This window comes from Pseudoalteromonas sp. SG45-3, from assembly GCF_014164075.1.
GTDB classification, from domain to species: Bacteria; Pseudomonadota; Gammaproteobacteria; order Enterobacterales; family Alteromonadaceae; genus Pseudoalteromonas; species Pseudoalteromonas distincta.
In genome coordinates this window covers 158,523-177,608 of the sequence record NZ_JACJEN010000003.1, presented here as the reverse complement: position 1 = coordinate 177,608, position 19,086 = coordinate 158,523, and the positions used below count along the sequence as shown (strand labels likewise).

Sequence of the window (19,086 nt, the reverse complement as noted above, 5' to 3'; positions counted from 1 at the left end):
TAAGTCATCTTTTAGAGGTGTTTAACTTACCTTAATACTTTATGAACAAAGCAAAACGTGTTTATATACGCCTATAAGAGTAAAAAATAACAAAAGGATAAAAACATGAGCGCTTTTAGGCTGTTAGTTGTCTTTATTTGTTGTGCGGCATTAGTCCCAACAAGTTACGCCGAGCAGGGCTATCAAACCCCATCACCCGAACTTGCAGCATTGGTTGACGCTAAGTTAGCACCCACTAGTTACTTATCGAGCGATGGCCAGTGGCTAGCGCTTTTTGAGCGCAAACGTGTAGTAACCCTTGATGAACTTGCAAAAGAAGAGCTTAAGCTTGCAGGTATTAAGCTAAACCCCGCTAATTTTTCGCGCTCTCGTGTGAGTGCCAAATTTAGTGCCGTGGAGCTAAAGCATGTTCAAAGCGGGTCGGTTATTAGCATTAACAACTTACCTAATGGCATTATCCGCTCACCTAAATGGTCATCTAATAGTAAATATTTAGCCTTTGTTGTTGAGCAGCCAACCCAAGCCAACTTATGGCTTTACAGCGTTGAAACCAAACAAGCAAAAGAGTTAACTAGTGCTGCGTTAAATTCGGTACTAACTGCATCGCCATATAAATGGCTGCCAGATAGCAGCGCCATTGTTGCAAATCTTGCTGTTAATTTTGGTAAACCAAGGCTTGAAAATAACAGCCAAAATGTAGTGCCTGTTATTCAACAAAGTACTGGCGAAAAAGCGCCAGCACGTACTTACCAAAATTTATTAACCAGCCCGTTTGATGAATCACAGTTTAAGTTTTACGGGCAAGGGCAATTGGCTTACATAACGCTTGATGGCAATACTCAAGCAATAGGTAGCCCTTCTTTATTTAAATCGTTTTCAGTATCACCTGATTCTACCAATATTTTAGTTGCCGGTATTAATGAGCCGTTTTCGTATCAAGTGCCTTACAGCCGCTTTGCAAGCACGTGGCAAATATGGGGCATGCGCGGCTATGCATTAGCAGAGCTGGCAAAACAGCCACTTGCCGATAATATTCCACAAGGTTACGACAGTGTACGCACTGGCCGCCGTGATTTTGAATGGCGAGCCGATCAAGGTGCTGAAGTTATTTGGGCCGAGGCGCAAGATGGCGGCGACATGAAAACCGACGTTGAGCATCATGATTATGTTTACAGCTTACGTGCACCATTTAAACGCGAGCCTAAATTATTTGCCAAAGTAGAGCGCCGTTATGCGGGAATGGAGTGGGGCAACGAAAACGTAGCAATGCTGACAGACTGGCGCTTTAGCGATCGCCAAGTACGTACTTACATAGTGCAACCACGAAATGCCGACAGAAACCGCGTGCTATTTTCAGAGCGTAGTTACAACGATGCGTACAAAGACCCGGGTAATGCCATTTACGAGCGCAACGATTTAGGCGCAAACGTAATTAAAATTGTAGGCGGGCGTTATATTTACCTGCGCGGTAATGGTGCTTCAGAGCAAGGTAATGTGCCGTTTTTAGATAGGTACGATGTTAAAACAAATAGCAGCAAGCGTTTATGGCAATCAGAAGCGCCATACTATGAGCGTGTTCGTGCACTACTTGATGACGAAGGTGAGCGCTTTATTACTATTCGCGAATCTAAAACTGAGCAACCTAACTTTTTTATACGTGATTTAGATAACGACACGTTAACGCAACTAACGACATTTGAGCATCCGTACCCTGCATTTAAAGGCGTAACTAAAGAGCAATTACGTTATAAACGCGACGACGGCGTTGAGCTTTCGGGCACGCTTTATTTACCACCAGGGTACGATAAAACACAAGGCCCGTTACCGGTACTTATGTGGGCTTACCCACTTGAATACAAAGATAAAGCGGTTGCATCGCAAGTACGCGAATCGCCTTATGCGTTTACCTACATTGGTTATTGGGGCCCAATGCCTTACCTTGCTAAAGGTATTGCCGTGTTTGACGACCCTAAAATGCCAATAGTGGGTATTGATGGCAGCGAGCCAAACGATAACTTTAGAAAGCAGTTAGTATCAAGTGCGCAAGCAGCTGTTGATGTATTGGTTAAAAAAGGTATTGCCGATAAAAACAAAATAGCCATAGCAGGGCACTCGTATGGTGCATTTATGGTTGCTAACTTATTGGCTCATAGCGATTTATTTAAAACAGGTATTGCTCGCAGTGGCGCGTATAACCGCACATTAACGCCGTTTGGTTTTCAAGGAGAAGAGCGTGATTTTTGGCAAGCACAAAGTGTGTACGCTAATATGTCGCCGTTTTTCCATGCTGAAAAAATTAACGAACCAATGCTAATGATCCACGGCCAAGAAGATCCTAATTCAGGAACCTTCCCAATGCAAAGTGAGCGCATGTACGCAGCCCTTAAAGGTTTAGGTAAAGATGCTCGCTTAGTAATGCTCCCTTATGAAGCACATGGTTACCGTGCGCGTAAAAGCTTATTACATGTGTTGTGGGAACAAGAACAGTGGTTAGATAAGTATTTGTTAAATGATACAGCAGAGCCAGTAGAGGTTATTACTGACCCCGTGGTAAGTGCTGGTCAATAGTAATAAAAATGAGTAAGCAACAGCGCGGCTACTTATAGCCGCGTTTTTGCTTTTAATATGAGAGTAAATTAATGATTGATGTAGCAGCACTTGCGGTTTTTATTCCTACCTTCTTTTTTGTGTCGATAACGCCTGGTATGTGTATGACCCTTGCCATGACACTCGGTATGAGCATTGGCGTGCGCCGCACATTATGGATGATGATAGGCGAGCTGTTAGGTGTCGCAAGTGTTGCCATAGCTGCGGTATTAGGTGTTGCAAGCGTAATGCTAAATTACCCAGATGCGTTTGCTATTTTAAAGTGGGTAGGCGGTGCGTACTTAATTTATATTGGCGTTAACATGTGGCGAGCCAAAGGAAAAATGTCGGTCGATACCTCAAAACCAAGTGACGTAAGTAGGAAGTCGTTATTTACGCAAGGTTTTGTAACCGCAATTGCTAACCCTAAAGGGTGGGCGTTTATGATTTCACTACTGCCACCCTTTATAAGTGTTGAGCATGCTGTAGCCCCTCAGCTTTTAGTATTGCTTGGTGTTATAATGACCACCGAGTTTTTAAGTATGTTAGCTTACGCAACAGGCGGTAAAAGCTTACGTTTATTTTTAAGCCGTGGTGATAATATTAAATGGATGAACCGTATTGCTGGTAGTTTAATGGGGTTAGTTGGAATTTGGCTTATTTTTGGTTAGCTCAAAAAGTGGTTGATATTGTCAATTAATTTGTTATAGTTGATTTTGTCATCTATTTAACGCTTAAGGCATGCCCAAAAATGAGTACACCCGTATCAGCAAACCCAGTAATGGTTGAGCCTAAAAAAACACCTGTAATTTATAAAATACTGGTTATGGTAAGTATTATTACCTTAATTGGCGGTACTCTAACTGGCATTATGACTTATGTGAATGTGGGTGTTACAGAGCATTTTTATGCAGATTGGTTTACCTCATTTATAAGTGCAGTATTGGTTATGGCGCCTGTTGGTTTTGTAATGATGACCTTAATGCATAAGCTAGTTAATAAGTTATTGCCTAGTAGTAGCGAGCTAAAACGTAATTTAGTGATTAGTGTTTTTATGGCGCTGATCATGGAGTCGGTTATGGCGTTTGTTACCGCTACTAATAATATTGGCTATGCAGATATGCGTGTATTTGTAACTGGATGGGCTGAAGGGTTATTAGCCGCATTACCAATAGGTTTAACTATAATGCTGATAATGTCGGTTACGGTAAAACCTAAAATAGAACGCTTTTTAAAAAGCTAATAACAAAAAAGAGCCATTGGCTCTTTTTTGTTATTTAGTGTTTACCTGCTCTTTAAATTGCACGATTCAAAAAAGGTGCTGTTCGGCTTATTTTAGATTGGGCTACCTCTGTAGGTTTCCCTTGCGCTACAATTAAGCCGCCTTCTTCGCCAGCACCGGGTCCTACATCAATAACCCAGTCACTATTGCGGGCTACTTGCATATCGTGTTCAACCATAATGACGGTATTGCCAGCATCAACTAATTTATTTAACTGCGACATTAACATTGATACATCCGATGGATGCAGGCCTGTAGTTGGCTCATCAAGAATATAAAGTGTGTTACCGCGCTGCGTACGTTGCAGCTCCGTTGCTAATTTAATACGCTGCGCTTCACCGCCCGAAAGCTCAGTGGCAGGTTGCCCTAAACGTAAATACCCAAGACCTACTTGCATAAGTGCATCGAGTGATCGCAGTATTGCAGGCTCATTTTCAAAAAAGGTATATGCCGATTCAACCGTTAAATCTAGAATATCGCTGATGTTTTTATCACGATATGTAACCTCAAGTGTTTGCTCGTTATAACGTTTGCCATGACACACTTGGCAAGGTGAATAAACGCTAGGTAAAAACAGCAGCTCTATACTCACAAAGCCAACGCCTTCACAGTTTTTACAGCGACCTTTAGCAACATTAAACGAAAAGCGACCAGCATCGTAACGGCGCTCTTTCGCTTTTTGGGTAGAAGCAAATAGTTTACGCACATGATCAAATAAACCCGTATAGGTAGCTAAGTTTGAACGAGGGGTACGGCCAATCGCTTTTTGATTTACGGTAATCAGGCGGCTTATATTATTTATTCCTTCAATGATTTTTCCGCTGGTGTGTGTTTGCAGTTCTTGTTCGAGTAGGTCGGCTTCGTCGGTGGGGGCTTCCGGTATTACTTTTTGCCCAAGTGCTTCGTAAACAAGTTCTACTAACGCTTGGCTTACTAGGCTTGATTTACCCGAGCCCGAAACCCCAGTAACGGTTGTCATAACACCCAGTGGAAATTCTGCATTGAGTTTTTTAAGATTGTTACGCTCAATATCAGCTAATTTTAACCACGCTTTTGGCTGCCTTTGCTCCTTTTTTTGCGCGCTGTTTTGAGTAGACTCTTGACTGGCGTTTTTAGCAAAAAGGTGGCGGGCAGTGTGCGAATTTTTTACTTTACTTAACCCTTCAACAGGGCCGCTGTAAATAATGTTGCCACCATGCACACCTGCATCAGGGCCTACATCAACAATCCAATCGGCATGTTTAACAACGCTAACATCGTGCTCAACAACAAATACAGAATTGCCAGCCGCTATTAACTCGTCGAGCGCTTTTAAAAGTGCTTGTGTGTCGGCAGGGTGTAAACCCGCTGAAGGTTCATCTAGCACGTAAACCACCCCAAATAATTTAGAGCGAATTTGTGTGGCAAGTCGCAATCGTTGTAGTTCTCCGGGTGAGAGCGTTGGCGTTGTACGCTCAAGCGACAAGTACCCTAAACCAAGCATGGTTAGTGCTTCAATACGAGTGAGAATGTCACTGGCAATGCGCTGCGTAACAATGGCTTGCTCTGGATTTTTTGTATTCTTATTTACTTTGGTGCTGGCGGCATTACTTAATTTTTTAGCAAGTTCGTTTAATGTAAGTTGAGATAGCTCGCCAATATCGAGCCCTGCAAATTTAACACTTAACGATGCTTGTTTTAATTTTTTACCTTGGCAAGTAGGGCACTGCGATATTTGCATAAACTGCGATACGCGCTTTTTAGTACGCGGGCTTTGGGTAGTAGCAAAAGACTGTAAAACAAAGCGTTTAGCGCTTGAAAAAGTTCCCATGTAGCTTGGATCTTCGCTATTTTTTATCGCATTCTGTGTTTGCTCATAGGTGTAATCTGGGTATACCGGCACAGTAGGTGTTTCGTCGGTAAATAAAATCCAATCCCGTGCTTTTTTAGAAAGTTTGTTCCAAGGTGTGTCTATGTCATAACCAAGGGAAGTAAGAATACGGCTTAGGTTTTTACCTTGCCATGCTGGTGGCCACGCTTCAATGGCGCGCTGGCGAATAGTTTTTGTATCGTCTGGCACAAGTAGCTTTTCGGTTACTTCAAACACTCGGCCTATTCCTGAGCATTCTGGGCACGCACCTTGTGGCGTATTCGGCGAAAACGCATCAGCATAAAGTATACCTTGGTCTTTTGGGTATTCACCTGCGCGTGAGTAAAGCATACGTAGCGCGTTAGAAATAGTTGTTATGCTGCCAACGGATGAGCGAACCGACGGTGCGCCGCGTTGCTGCTGTAAAGCAACGGCAGGCGGTAGCCCTTCAATAGAATCAACATCGGGCTCATCAACTTGATCTATCAACCTTCGGGCGTAAGGCGATACTGAATCAAGATAACGGTGCTGCGACTCAGCAAACAGCGTTCCAAACGCAAGCGACGACTTTCCAGAGCCCGATATTCCTGTAAAAACAACCAATGCGTTACGAGGTAAATCAACGTCTACATTTTTTAAGTTGTGAACGCGTGCCCCTCTTACTTGAATGCTATTACTGGGATCAGATAAATCCATTGTTGAGTTTTTATGTGTGCTTGCCATACGTTTATACTCCTGTTTAATCGCGCTTTTTACTTTAAGTTAGCTTTAATTATTTACTCTTATCACTCGTTATTACCTCAAAGTAGCGCAAGCACACTGAATGAGCGCTTAGTCTGTAGTGGCGCAGCCAAAGCGCTGGATAAAATTGTGATGATTGTTTGTTTACATAATAGGTATGGAATGCGAATATAATTTAAACAGTTATTGTTATGTAATTTATTAGGTAATTTACTAGGTATTTTACTAGGTAATAAAAAGGAACTCACAGTGAAGAAAGCCTTAGTGATCATTTTATTGGTGCTTTCGTGGGCAAGCCAAGCCGACTCTATCAAAGCGCTAAATGTTGACCGTGCAGTACCAAATAGCATGCACTTATCGTTTGCAAACGATAGCAACATAACCCCTAAAAAAGGGGATTTTAAAATCGTTAATTATGTATTAATGAGCAATGAAGAGGGCGAACGCTGGGCTGTTATAACGCTAACTAACTTATCGTCGGGCAATCGAGAATTAGGCGAGGAGCACTTACTTGCACTTTTTGCTGACGGCAGCCGATTTATGCCAATGGAATTTAAACTCGGTTTTAAAGGCAACGAAACACAATCGGTAACTGTATCGTTTGCCGATTATAAATTCCCTATTTTAAGTGTGTATTCGAGTAACGACCAGTAGCATATTGGATAAGTTAAATATGCAGCAATTGCTTTAACTTATCTGCGCCGGCTCTGCTGGTGCTTAGTTCAGATTTAATATCGTCATTTACAATCACCATAAGTTTGCCATTAAACCAGCGCTGTATTTCTTTAATGTGGTCAATATTAACCAAATAACTGCGGTGGATTCGTACAAAGTTATGTGCTGCTAAAGCATGCTCAAGCTGATCAAGTGTATCGCTTAAATGATGAAATGTATCGCCATTCCACGCCAAACTATTGCCCTGCTCCGATTTAATAAATTTAATATTACTAGGGGAGAGTAAAAATATCCGCTCACCGTTTTTACTAATGAGCTTATTTATAGTGTTTTTGGTTAATGTAAACGTTTGCTCGTTGGGTTCGTGATTGACTAGGGTATGTGCACGTTGTTGCTCTAGTTGCTGCTGCGCTTTGGCGAGAGCTTTTTTTAGCCTAGCAATAGGAAAAGGTTTGAGTAAGTAGTCAGTTGAGGCGTTCTCGAATGCTTCAATAGCAAATTGATCGTACGCGGTTGTGTAAATAATAATGGGCTGGTAGTTAAGTAAATCAATAAGCTCAAGGCCGTTAATTTCAGGCATTTGAATATCAAGTAATACCACATCAGGGGTCAGCTCATTGATTAATGTAATAGCCTCTTTGCCATTTGTAGCCATAGCCACCAATTCAACATGCTCCATTAAACTTAATTGATGGCTTAATTTTTCGCGAGCGGGAAGCTCGTCATCGGCAAATAATACGCGCATTTTAGTAATAGTATGTTGCTGGTTTTTGCTGTTCATAGTGCTAGCTCCAACGTAACCACTGCACCATTATTATTGCTCAGTAGTACCTTACTTTTACCAAGTTGTTTGACGCGCTTGAGTATGTTTTTCATCCCTACACCATTGCCATGCCCGTGCTTTATTACATCGCTCGAAAAACCCTTACCATTATCGCTAATTTGTATTTTAACGCCGTTTGGAAGCTCACTCAGGGTTATATTAAGTATTAGAGAAGTTTGGTTGGCGTTGTGTTTAATGGCGTTTTCAATAATTGGCTGAATAAGTAGCGGTGGTAGCGATATGTCTTTAAGCCTATTGGGAATATGGTAATTAACCTGAAGTTTATCGCCAAAGCGTGCTTTTTCAATATTTAAGTATTTTTCTATTATTGTAAGCTCTTGCTGTAAAGGTATTTGCTGTTGCTCAGCGGTATCAAGGGAGTACCTTAAAATATCAGCAAGTTCATGCAGTACTTCATCGGCTAAATCAGGGTTTGTATGAATATAGGCCGAAATTGTATTTAAGCTATTAAACATAAAATGAGGGTTTAGTTGATATCGTAATGTAGCAAGTTGGGCTTGTTTAAGTGCGTGTTTTTCGGCTGTTGCGCGTTTTTTGTTTTCAATAAAAATACTGGTAAAGTAAATACACGATCCCCAAAGTAAGCCGTTAAATACAACAAATACTCCCATCGATTTATGCCCATCAAAAAGCTGTGTGAGTAATATATCGGTAAGCACATTACCAAGTGCCATAAATACAACTGCAATTAACCATTCAAATGCTATTTTGTTAATGTGTTTATTGCGAAGGTAAAAAATAACTGCTGCCGCACTCCAAACAGGAAGCCAGTAAAAAGTTACGAACCACACAGTTGCAGCGAGTGCACTACCAGTAGTAAAGGGGGCAGAGTTCGCGATTATTAGCCCAAGGGCATAAGCAATATCTACAATAAGTAGAATAAAAAAGCTGTATTTATAAAATGGATGTTTGAGCATAGTATGTGCTTCTTTTTGTAAGTGATTAAACCATATCAAAAAACAGTCAAAACCCAAATGATTTTGTGTTTTGACTGCTACTCATTCAAAAGTAAGTTAGCTCTTTGATTTGTAATGTGTTTTTTAATAGCTCATTGCTTGCGCCTGACATTTTACGCCACATTAAGTTAACCCCAGTTAATTCTGTTGCTGACCACGTAACTGGGCTACCAAAACCAAATTGTTTAAGTGTAGTGAAGGGAATATCAAGCGTGGTCCATTCATCGCGCGGCTTTAAAAGTACACTAAAGTGATCCCAATCTTTTACATCACTATGATAAACAGACAAAGCAAAAGGCGTGGTAGACCCTTTATACGTTAAGCGCACGCCTTTAAATGCAGAAGCATCAGCCGGTGATGTAAATTTTATTTCAGCGCCTGCCCACGCGCCAAAGCTTGTTGGCTTTGTAATGGTTGTATCTATAGTTAAGCTATTTTTATGCGTGGTAAGCGTTGCCACAGACTGACCACCCATTACCGAGTCGCTTAAGGCTTGCCATGGTGTATCACCGGTAAAATCATCAATAACATGCTGCGCTTGGCTGCTTTTAATTACTTCATTACAAGTGGGGCCTTGTGGCTTTATGGCTTTGTTTTGAGCAATAAGCGCTGGGCGGTCTACTTGTATACCTGCTTTATAAACCTCTGAGATAGTGTGAATATGGTTTATATCATCAAGTGGGTTTTGCTTAAGCAGTATAAAGCTTGCCTCAAAGCCTTTAGCAAGCTTACCAATACTATCTGCTTTATTGATCGCTTGTGCGCCGTTAACCGTTGCTGCATTAATTATTTCACCATTAGTTAGGCCCGCTTTTTTAAGTGCATCTAACTCGTTATGTAGCCCTGTACCATGGATTGTGTATGGGTTTCCGGCATCAGAGCCGGTGCCTATAGTGATATTAGCTTTATGTAACTTTTGAATATTTGCATAAGCGGTTTTACGTTCACTCCATGCGTGTTCTTTCCATTTTGAAGGCGCAGGCACATTTTCAAACAAGCACTCTTGAAGCTTTTCGGGAATGGTTTTTAGTAACTCGTTTTGTGAGCTAATAGTATGGTTATGCTTTTCATCGCTATGGTTGTAGTACACCGCAAGGGTAGGAATGTAGGTTACATTATGCTGTTTCATTAGCGTAATAAACTCATCATCTATCGCTTCGCTATTAATACCGTGGGCTAAAGCCGTTGCACCGGCCTTAATAGCGCGTTTGCCATCATCTAGTGTAGAAACATGCACAAAATACGGTAAATTAGCCGCTTTAGAGCGCTTACCAAGATCGCTTAATTGGCTATCAGTCAACGATTTACCCACACCGCCAAAGGTTTCAATAACCGCTTTAGTTACATGGGGTTGGGTGCTTATATGTTTTTTCCATAGCGCTGCTATGTCTTCATTTTTGGCAATTTCGTATGCGTGACCGCCAAACTGCGTGCCGTGTCCGCCAGGGTTGGTAAACAATGTACCTGCATAAAAAAGGTTAGGGGTTAGTTGGGCTTCTTCTAATTGAGCGGCTTCGTTTAGGGTTTGCTCAAACGAAAACAAATCAACAATGTTAGTTACGCCTAAATACAAATTAGAATTAAAGTGCGATTTAACCGGCAAATACTGAAACTCAGTAAAGTTACTGCCTGATGAACCCAAATGTACATGTAAATCAATTAAACCAGGTATTGCATATTGGTTGTTGGCATCAATAGTTTTATCGGCGTTTTGTAGTGGGTCGGTCGCTTTAGCAACGTTTACAATTTTACCATCGTCAATATAAAGCGAACTCGGCGCAGAAAAGCTTTGCGAATTACTTTGGTATACACGAATATTGTCGACTCGCAGGTCAATGGCATGCGCACTAAAGTGGCTTGTTAAACTCAGTGCTATAACTGTTTTTGTAATAATGTTCATGACTATATTCCTTATCAAAATAGGTATTTGGCGTTTTGTTGATAAGGAATTTAGCGAGTTTTTTAACCTGCTTCATTAATGTTTATCTGAATCGACATTATTTACCGTTGAACCGACACTAAAGTAAATAAACGTAGTGGTGCGCTCAGATTAACTGAACTAAATATTATGAATTAGCGATAGATCCCTTCGGCGGGTATGCCTATTTTAAGACAGGGTTTTAAAATTTAATCTTGTTTGAATGACTTTTAAAGGCGGCTAGGAGCGATTAACAGCCGCTCAAGCATCTTGTAATTGGAATCCATTTTTCTCTATAGCTGACGTTCGAACCTGCTTTACTAATGCTAACTATTAGCCGAAAGCTGACATTAGTTTTTGTAAAAGAATAAACAGATTATTGGTAATTCAAACCAATATATACTGCATGTTTGAGGGCTAGTGTAAGCTCGTTGCTGCCTTTGAACTTCCATCACTTGATGCTCATTTGAGCCTAAAGCAGTCAGTAATGAATTCGGTTTCAAGATCGCTTTGTGAGTATAGAAGACGCTAGCATTTAATTTTTACACAGATTTCTAATGAATTAATCATGTCAAATTACTTAAAATTATTAATAATAATGTAAATTAACAACTTTAATCGAGCAACCGTTAGTCAACAAAATTGACCCATTACTAACATTCTTTTTTTGAGGTGGTTTAACTATGGATGCCCTAGTTATGCTATAGGTGATTTTAGCAATTAAACACTAAACTCTTCCCTAAGCGAGTGACAAAATTGGATCAAACGGGCACCTTTAAAGCTTTTGGGCTGGAAGACCTGCCTGATGGGGAAATTTTGCCATAGATTGACAGCTTAGTTATATTTAGGATGTCTAATTTGGTTCGACTCTCAAAATGAAAAACTAACTTGCTAGCACCAAATAAAATGTTTAAATTTAGCTGTTTAGCCTAATTGCAACCGCTGGTTGACAAATTAACAACTTGACTTGCTGGTCTGCAACTACCTGACTTTCTATGCTTACCGCTCAACAACAAATGAAGGAATGAACTTTATGATTTTAGCAGAAAAGATTGTCAGATTAAGAAAACAAGTTGGTTGGTCGCAGGAAGAATTGGCTGAAAAGATGAATGTTTCTAGGCAGTCAGTGTCTAAGTGGGAAAGCACTAATAGCATACCTGATTTAAATAGGATAATTATATTGGCGGAGCTTTTTGACGTGTCTACTGACTTTCTACTAAGAGATGAGAATGAAGCTTTTGATTCTCATGATGAAAATAAAAAGCCTGATATCATTCAAATTAGTTTAGAACAAGCAGCAAAATATATTGAAAATAAGATGGAAGTGTCAGCCTTAATCACTAAAGGAGTTATACTTTGTTTATGCTCAGTAGTACCTTTGTTTTTCTTCTTGGCAATGGCTGAAACCAATCGATTGAACCTGACAGGCAATATCGCAGCAGCGATAGGAGTTGTGTGTATTGTAGTTATGGTCTCTATGGGAATAAATTTTTTTCTCAGAGCCAACCAATATGAAAGCGATATAGCGGTAATAGATAATGAAGCATTTGAATTAGCCTATGGTGTACATGGTGTTTTCAATGAAAAATTAACAAAGTTCAGACCTACCTATAATCGAAGATTATCGTTGGGTATATTTATGTTCATTATCAGTTTTGCACCTCTTATGTTTGCTAGTATGCTTTTCAGAGGCCCAAGTATAACTCTAATGATGCTAATTGTACTTATGCTCATCATAGCCGCTGGGATATACATTGTGTCTCCTGTTGCGGCTAAATACGAGGCTTATAACAATATTCTAAAAGATGGGCCTCTAGATACCGTAAAGAGTAGACGTGTAAAACGTGCTGAAAAACTCGCTGCATTCTACTGGCCTTTGCTAATCGCTATCTTTCTTGGTTGGAGCTTATGGACTATGGATTGGGGCGTAACTTGGATAATTTGGCCTGTAGGGGCTGTACTTTTCGCTGCACTGGTTGGATTAATGGAGTTGCTGGATAAAGAAGAGTGATGAACATGATATGCATCTTTATCAGCGATACAAAAACCTAATCTTAAATGGCAGAGATTAGGGGGATACAAATAAGTCATCTAAATATAAATACTTGAACAACCGCTATGCTGGCATTTACGATCATCAATCTAGACCTAAATTCAAATACTATAAATGGCACTTTAGCGAAGTTCGGCTGTGAGCGTGAGGCAGACTGTGAGAAATTATTATGTATGAAGTCAATACTCGTCTCCTTGGTTATTACATTTTATGAACGTTCGTTACGAGCGTTCATGTTTTTTACTTTATATAAATGAATTATACCCTATGGTAAGCTTTTAAAAGCATTGTCAATGCTCTTAAGCTACATAGATTTAATAGGTACTCTTAATTGCTTTTGAGGTTTGATGGTTTGCATTAATAGGCATAGTGATACCAAAGCCACACCTATCCAACCAATTATCTTAAACCTTTCACCAATAACGAAAACGGCTAAAACAGTTGCAACTAATGGTTCTATTAAGGTAATTAATGTCGCTTTACTTGCATTTATATAATTCAAGCCAAAACCAAATAATAAGTATCCTAAAAACATTGGAATTACTGCCATATACAAAGATGCCAATGCATTGGTTGCGCTTGAAAATAAGTTATCACCTGTAAACCATAATGAAGGGAGTAACAATAAAGCAGCACAACCAAACAGTCCTGACATTGACGATTTCGAATGAACTCCACTTTCAATTAAACTCCTTGCTGCCCATGAATAACCTGCATAGGTTAATCCAGCAATACACCCCAAAAGAATACCCAGGCTCTGTTGATTAATACTGTATGAAGGATCATTACTCTGATCTCTACCTAACGTTAATAAAGTAATACCTATAGCTCCAATAACAAAACTCAGTACCCATTCCAGTGATATATTTTTTTTACTAATTAGGCTTTCAAGGATTGCAGCAAAAAAAGGTGCCGTAGCAATTGAAACTACAGTGCCAATTGCAACACCTGATAAACGCATTGAAGTATAAAATGCTAATGGATAGATAGCGACAGAAGCGGCACCTAAAAGTAATACATTAGGCTGTGAAATCATGAGCTTATAATCTATAAATAACGTTTTTCGTGCTGTAATAACAAGTAGCACTCCCCCTATTCCCATAGAGAATGCACCAATTGCAAACGAACTCACATCAGGGGAATAGCTTGCTGCGGTGCCTGTTGTTCCCCACAAAAAACTAGCAATAATGATAGCAATTACACCTTTAAAACTTCCGTGATGACTTTGCATAGTGAAACCTGTTTTTTATTATTTCAATACAGAAATTGTATGCTAATGATGAAAGGAGTTTTTAACAATTAAGACGCTATCGTTGACAATAAAGACTAAGTTTACTTTTTGAATTTATTAGGTGGTAGGCCAAAGAATTGTGAAAACTTTCGGCTAAAGGCTGACGGCTCTTTGTAGCCTACTTTTTCACCAATGATTGATAGTGGATAATCTGTGTGTGTTAGTAAAGCTTGCGCTTTTTCCATACGAAGTTTGGTTACGTATTTCATCACAGTCATATTTGTTTGTTGCTTAAATAGTTTCTTAAACTGCGTTTCGCTTAGAAAAGCAGATTCAGCCAGGCGTTTAATGTGAAGTTGCTCTGCAATATTTTGCTCTATGAAGGATATTGCTGTACCAATACGGTTATCTACTTTTGGCAATAAAGGTTGCTCTGCAAGCAGTAAACTGAACATTTCAAACATCGCCTGTTCTAATTGAGCATTAACTTTATTTTCTAATTGGTTTTCGATAAAGGTTAAGTAACTTTTAAGGGATGAGTTAATTGCAAAAACAATACAGTGAGAAGATGAAATATTTAGGGGTAGGTTTTTCATGTCCACAACTACAAATCTAGCTTCAGTATCTGCAGTGAACAAGTGCTCTTCATTGGCTTTAACTACAACACATTCACTTGGCGCAACTTTACCATTGAAATCACCAACGCATATATTTATGACACCACGTAAAGGTAAAACCAATTGATTAAAGTGATGTGAGTGACGGGTTGGTTTTGTGCTATAAGAACGAATGGATAATAGATTTTTCATAATAACAGAAATGTATGGCCTTATTTCATCCTGATTTTGGTTATACATAGTAGAGCAATGGATGACAAAGTGAAGTGTTAGTTTTATTGGCTCTTTAACTTAAACCTCAATGACTGCAATGGTGTGTGAGTTCACATGGCTTAGCAGTCCCACTAAAGGCTTTGAAAGGTAATATCTGCTGTTGGCATTCTCCGCCACTCCACAACATAAAATGTTGATAATAATTGGCAAGGTATTTTACTGTGTCGGATGGCGCTTCGCTTATCCGACCTACACACGTACACAAAGCCTCTTATTTGGCGTCTCTCACCGGTAAAATAAAGCGTTTACTCAATACTAATACCTTGTTTTAAAAGGTACTCCTCTGCTTTATCAGTATGGGGCTTAAATGCTTTCCAGCGCCCAATCGCTTTATTGTTAAGTGGTTGGCGTACTTGTACTTTACTGGCGGTAGAGACCGGTGCGGTGTTTAAGTGAAAATCTATACACTGTGCTTGCCATTCTAAATTACAAAAGCTAACTAGCTCTTTTATTTGCTGTTCGGGCTGGGCGACTAGTTTTTCGTATTTTACTAATTTTATATTGCTATGCAGGGCGCTAAAGTGCTGCATGAGTTTATAAAAGCGGCTATTTAAAAAAGATAAATCCCCCATACTGGGGGCATTTATCACATTAGTATATGACCTTAATATAATTACTAGCGATGTTATTTTGAATTGGAAATTACTGGCCACTCGTCAACTAAAATGCCATTACCACAATCGTTGTCTGCATGTATTAAATTAGGTTTTAGATTAATCAGTTGTGGGAACGAAATGGTGTAATTGACCTTATAACCGCAAGAGCCAAAAGCAGAGTATAAGCGCAGAGACTTTAATTCATTCCCTATTTCACTAACTTCAATACTGCCGGTAATTAAATTAGTTTGCTTTAGCTCCCACTTATTATCAATAAAAGTAGGTTCTGACCAAGTTATGGGGTAAGCCATGTTAGTTAACGTCTTGACATAATAGGTCAAGTAACTGTCTTGATATGCTCCAGTGTTGCAAGCTAATGCAAGCAATTTATCACCCGAACTTAGCTTAAAAACTGAGACAAATCGATTGTTATGATGTTCGTCTTTGATAGAACAGTTGTCGTTTTTATTTAGTGAGCCAAGAAGCTTTTTTTGAGTTAATAGCTCAAAATCTAGAGGCAACTTTTGACCAGAGGGTATCTGCATTTTTAAGGGTTTATTATTCTTAATATCTGCATTGAGTGAAGCGGCATTAACATGCGAGCATAATAAAAAGATCATAACAAATAAGGTCATATTTAATTTCACCAAGAGTTAATCCATAAAAGTATATGTGTATTAAGCTAACGCTACATTTGTTGAGAATAATAACTTTTCAAATTCAAATGTACCTCGTGACGCTTTCAATAGTCGCTCAAAAATTATAGCGTCATTAGCAATCTCTAAAGCGTGATCTTGACCATTAATTATTCTCCTAGCTCCAATATAATTAGAAGTTGCACCTGATATAAATTGGCCTAGCTTCGCTTTAGCAAATAAACCTTCTCGCATGCCATAAGACATTATTGCATATGCAATTTTATGATTAAGTGCTAGGTCTGGATTTATATAGAGCTTATCTCCAAGCCCTAAAGCATCGCCAACCTTTTTATAATTATAATCCCATGTTAATTGTACATAACCCCTTCCGTAATATATGTTTTTTTCTACAGTTGAAGTAGTTGGAACATCGTGTACGCTACCATACAGCTTACCTTTTCCTTTTCCCCACTCTTTAATTGGTTTCCAGGTACGTCCGCACTCACGTTTTACTGTCGCTAACATGTAAGCAATCCATCGGATATCGGTAATGTGAGGATCCATTACACATTCAATCAAGAGTTTTTTTAGATCATTAAATGCTTGCTCATTAGGGAACTGCTTTTTATATATTTTAATGAAGTGTTCATAATCAATAACTTGAACTTGATTTAAAAGGGCAGCTTCTTTGTGCTTTTTTAGAAAGTTCTGACTTAATGAGGCTACAAGTGCTTTGTGAGTTAAATCATCAGGTATAACTTTTTTACTTGGGTGTTTATTACCCAATGCAGCGGATTGAAATAGCTTTAGTTGCTCTTCAGTTTTACTACCATAATATCCATCGGGCTTTAGTACTTTTTTACCGAAATACTTTTTTGTGTACCTAATAAAAGCCTTTGTAGTACTAAAACATCTAGTGGGGCATTCCTAGCACCGTGACCAACACTATTAGTTAACCTTGTTATATTTACTAAGTTTAGTTCTTTAAATATTAACATTTTAATCCTTTAATTTTTATCCTTTAGTAACTATACCACTCACTATGTGGCCCCTTCAAGGGAACATTAGCTGAATTTTATTCCATTTATATTATTCCTTTTCTATCAATATTTGTCAGTAAGCATTGGCAACTGTGTTAGTTTGATCGTCACAGTGCTTATATTTATTTTAAAAAGTAATTACCTGACTATAAATTAATTAAGCGAATTTATATAAAATAGAAGTGATATTTCATCCTATAATATCTTGTTGTTTTAAGTAGGTCTCAGCCTCATCAGTATGGGGCTTAAATGCCTTCCAACGGCCAATTGCTTTGTTGTTAAGTGGTTGGCGTACTTGCACTTTACTTGCAGTAGAGACCGGTGAGGTGTTTAAGTGAAAGTCTATACACTGTGCTTGCCACTCTAAATTACAAAAGCTAACTAGCTCTTTTATTTGCTGCTCGGGCTGGGCGACTAGTTCTTCGTATTTTACTAATTTTATATTGCTATGCAGGGCGCTAAAGTGCTGCATGAGTTTGTAAAAGCGGCTGTAAAATTTGGCAGTGTCGAGTAAATCGAGCGAGTACGCGTAGTAGGGGTTATTTATAGTAAATAACTGGCGATAGTTACCAATGCAGGTGTCCATTGGGTCGCGTAGCATGCAAATAATTTTAGCGTTTGGCAGGGCTTTGGTAATTAAGTCGATATAAAAAAAGTTAAACGGGAGTTTATCTATAAAGTGCTTATGGCTGCCTGTTATTACGCGTGTTGCGTTTAAATAGGTTGACCCAAGCTGATTAAAATCAAGCTCGTAGGCTTTACTGAGTGTTTGAGTGTCGAGCACATGGGGTGTTTGTGTTTGGCTGAGCCTTTTAACACTTAAGCCAAAGTCTTGCAGTTCACCGGCTGACTGCACGTCGCTGTGGCTCGATAAAATACGCTCTACCAATGTGGTGCCAGAGCGGGGCATGCCTAATACAAAAATAGGCTCTGCCGTTGGGTTACCTTGTGTCAGCGCTTGTGTGTGCTGTTCACTTAAGAGTTTAATATGTTCAAATAACTCAGTTGAGCTTTTATGATCAAACGGCTGTACAGCACGTTTTACTACTTTACCTTGCTCTAACGCGTTAAAAGCGTCTGAAAACTCACCAATATCTTGATACTCTTTAGCTAAAGCATGGCCAATATGCAGTTTTGCATCGGGGTTTGTTACTTGCTCAAACACGTTTTTTAAGCGTTCAATATGATTGTTTTGTGTACTTACTTTAGTTAAATCACTTAATGCAAAATGACTTTGATGGTGCAGCTGGTTAAGCGCTATGGCATTTTCAAAAGCGTGTTGGGCTTTATCAAATAGCCCTAAAAACTTAGCACTTACACCGTAGTTATAATAAAACTGAGGTTGAGCTTTGTTAGCTGCTGTAGACAGTGTAATAGCGCGCTCAAAGTAGTTAAGTGCTTGCTCGTGAATACCTGCTTGAGTAAGTGCAACGCCGAGTGTGTCGGCATCAAGTGCTTTAGTTATTTGCTTTAATGGCACCGATAGTGCGGTGTTTTTTGCTTTTTGTAATTCGCCAGTAAGTGCGTAACATTTAGCAAGTTGCGCGGTGTATTCAATACTTTGGCCAAGGGTGAGGGCTTTTTCGATGAGCTTTATTGCTTTGTGTATTTGCCCAACAGTTAAATTAACCATTGCCAGCAAAAAATACCCATCAGCAAAGTCTGGTTTGAGTGTAACTAACTCCACTAGGGCTTTGTGTGCTTGCTCTATTTTACCTTGGTTTAGGGAGTGTATTGCGCTTTGATGAAGTTGCTTTAAATTTGGCTGCATGGTTTTTGGTAATTAT

General features: G+C 39.3%; 15 protein-coding genes. 5 read left to right on the top strand and 10 right to left on the bottom strand.

The annotated features are described in order from the left end of the window. Positions 1-105: 105 nt before the first annotated feature. The 3 genes from H5126_RS05285 to H5126_RS05275 all read left to right on the top strand — a co-directional run bounded on the left by H5126_RS05285 (position 106) and on the right by H5126_RS05275 (position 3,829). Positions 106-2,568, top strand: coding sequence for a prolyl oligopeptidase family serine peptidase (locus H5126_RS05285; protein ID WP_154902959.1), 2,463 nt, complete (start codon positions 106-108; stop codon positions 2,566-2,568). Between the two features lie 71 nt (positions 2,569-2,639). Continuing rightward, on the top strand, positions 2,640-3,257 hold the full coding sequence (locus H5126_RS05280) for a LysE family translocator (RefSeq protein ID WP_024595057.1): 618 nt from the start codon (positions 2,640-2,642) through the stop codon (positions 3,255-3,257). Between the two features lie 80 nt (positions 3,258-3,337). After that, complete coding sequence (locus tag H5126_RS05275) at positions 3,338-3,829, top strand: DUF2798 domain-containing protein (RefSeq protein WP_182692473.1); 492 nt, start codon at positions 3,338-3,340, stop codon at positions 3,827-3,829. Positions 3,830-3,881: 52 nt separating this feature from the next. On the opposite strand, the gene uvrA is transcribed toward H5126_RS05275, so the two are convergent. Beyond that, a complete protein-coding gene (uvrA, locus tag H5126_RS05270; protein ID WP_182720918.1) occupies positions 3,882-6,440 on the bottom strand; it encodes an excinuclease ABC subunit UvrA in 2,559 nt (852 codons plus the stop codon). A gap of 267 nt (positions 6,441-6,707) precedes the next feature. Here uvrA and H5126_RS05265 point away from each other — a divergent pair, with 267 nt between their 5' ends. Next, complete coding sequence (locus tag H5126_RS05265; RefSeq protein WP_024597346.1) at positions 6,708-7,112, top strand: hypothetical protein; 405 nt, start codon at positions 6,708-6,710, stop codon at positions 7,110-7,112. 13 nt (positions 7,113-7,125) lie between these two features. On the opposite strand, the gene H5126_RS05260 is transcribed toward H5126_RS05265, so the two are convergent. From H5126_RS05260 to H5126_RS05250, 3 genes are read right to left on the bottom strand one after another with little or no spacing between them, the layout of a single operon-like run. Beyond that, complete coding sequence (locus H5126_RS05260) at positions 7,126-7,914, bottom strand: LytTR family DNA-binding domain-containing protein (protein ID WP_182720917.1); 789 nt, start codon at positions 7,912-7,914, stop codon at positions 7,126-7,128. Further along, positions 7,911-8,951: a sensor histidine kinase gene (locus H5126_RS05255; RefSeq protein ID WP_182720916.1), complete on the bottom strand. Its 1,041-nt coding sequence runs from the start codon at positions 8,949-8,951 to the stop codon at positions 7,911-7,913. The genes H5126_RS05260 and H5126_RS05255 overlap by 4 nt, the downstream gene beginning before the upstream one ends. Before the next feature lie 28 nt (positions 8,952-8,979). Beyond that, entirely contained in the window at positions 8,980-10,833 is a 1,854-nt protein-coding gene (locus H5126_RS05250; RefSeq protein ID WP_182720915.1) for a CIA30 family protein, read from the bottom strand. A gap of 1,051 nt (positions 10,834-11,884) precedes the next feature. On the opposite strand from H5126_RS05250, the gene H5126_RS05245 reads away from it, so the two are divergent. Beyond that, entirely contained in the window at positions 11,885-12,862 is a 978-nt protein-coding gene (locus H5126_RS05245) for a helix-turn-helix domain-containing protein (RefSeq protein ID WP_182695397.1), read from the top strand. A gap of 346 nt (positions 12,863-13,208) precedes the next feature. Here the strand turns inward: H5126_RS05245 and H5126_RS05240 are convergent, their stop codons facing one another. From H5126_RS05240 to H5126_RS05215, 6 genes are all read right to left on the bottom strand, one after another. Then, positions 13,209-14,135 carry a DMT family transporter gene (locus H5126_RS05240; protein ID WP_182720914.1) on the bottom strand — a complete coding sequence of 309 codons (927 nt, stop codon included), beginning with the start codon at positions 14,133-14,135 and terminating at the stop codon, positions 13,209-13,211. Positions 14,136-14,236: 101 nt separating this feature from the next. Further along, the gene (locus H5126_RS05235) at positions 14,237-14,944 is read right to left on the bottom strand and encodes an AraC family transcriptional regulator (protein WP_024597340.1); all 708 of its coding nucleotides are present in this window, start codon (positions 14,942-14,944) and stop codon (positions 14,237-14,239) included. 326 nt (positions 14,945-15,270) lie between these two features. Beyond that, positions 15,271-15,615 carry a sulfotransferase gene (locus H5126_RS05230; RefSeq protein WP_310736007.1) on the bottom strand — a complete coding sequence of 115 codons (345 nt, stop codon included), beginning with the start codon at positions 15,613-15,615 and terminating at the stop codon, positions 15,271-15,273. Positions 15,616-15,650: 35 nt separating this feature from the next. Then, entirely contained in the window at positions 15,651-16,256 is a 606-nt protein-coding gene (locus H5126_RS05225; protein WP_182711695.1) for a hypothetical protein, read from the bottom strand. 42 nt (positions 16,257-16,298) lie between these two features. Then, positions 16,299-17,045, bottom strand: a complete 747-nt coding sequence (locus H5126_RS05220) for a glycoside hydrolase family 19 protein (protein WP_182716833.1) — start codon at positions 17,043-17,045, stop codon at positions 16,299-16,301. A gap of 444 nt (positions 17,046-17,489) precedes the next feature. Beyond that, positions 17,490-19,070, bottom strand: a complete 1,581-nt coding sequence (locus H5126_RS05215) for a sulfotransferase (protein ID WP_182720913.1) — start codon at positions 19,068-19,070, stop codon at positions 17,490-17,492. Between the last annotated feature and the right edge of the window lie 16 nt (positions 19,071-19,086).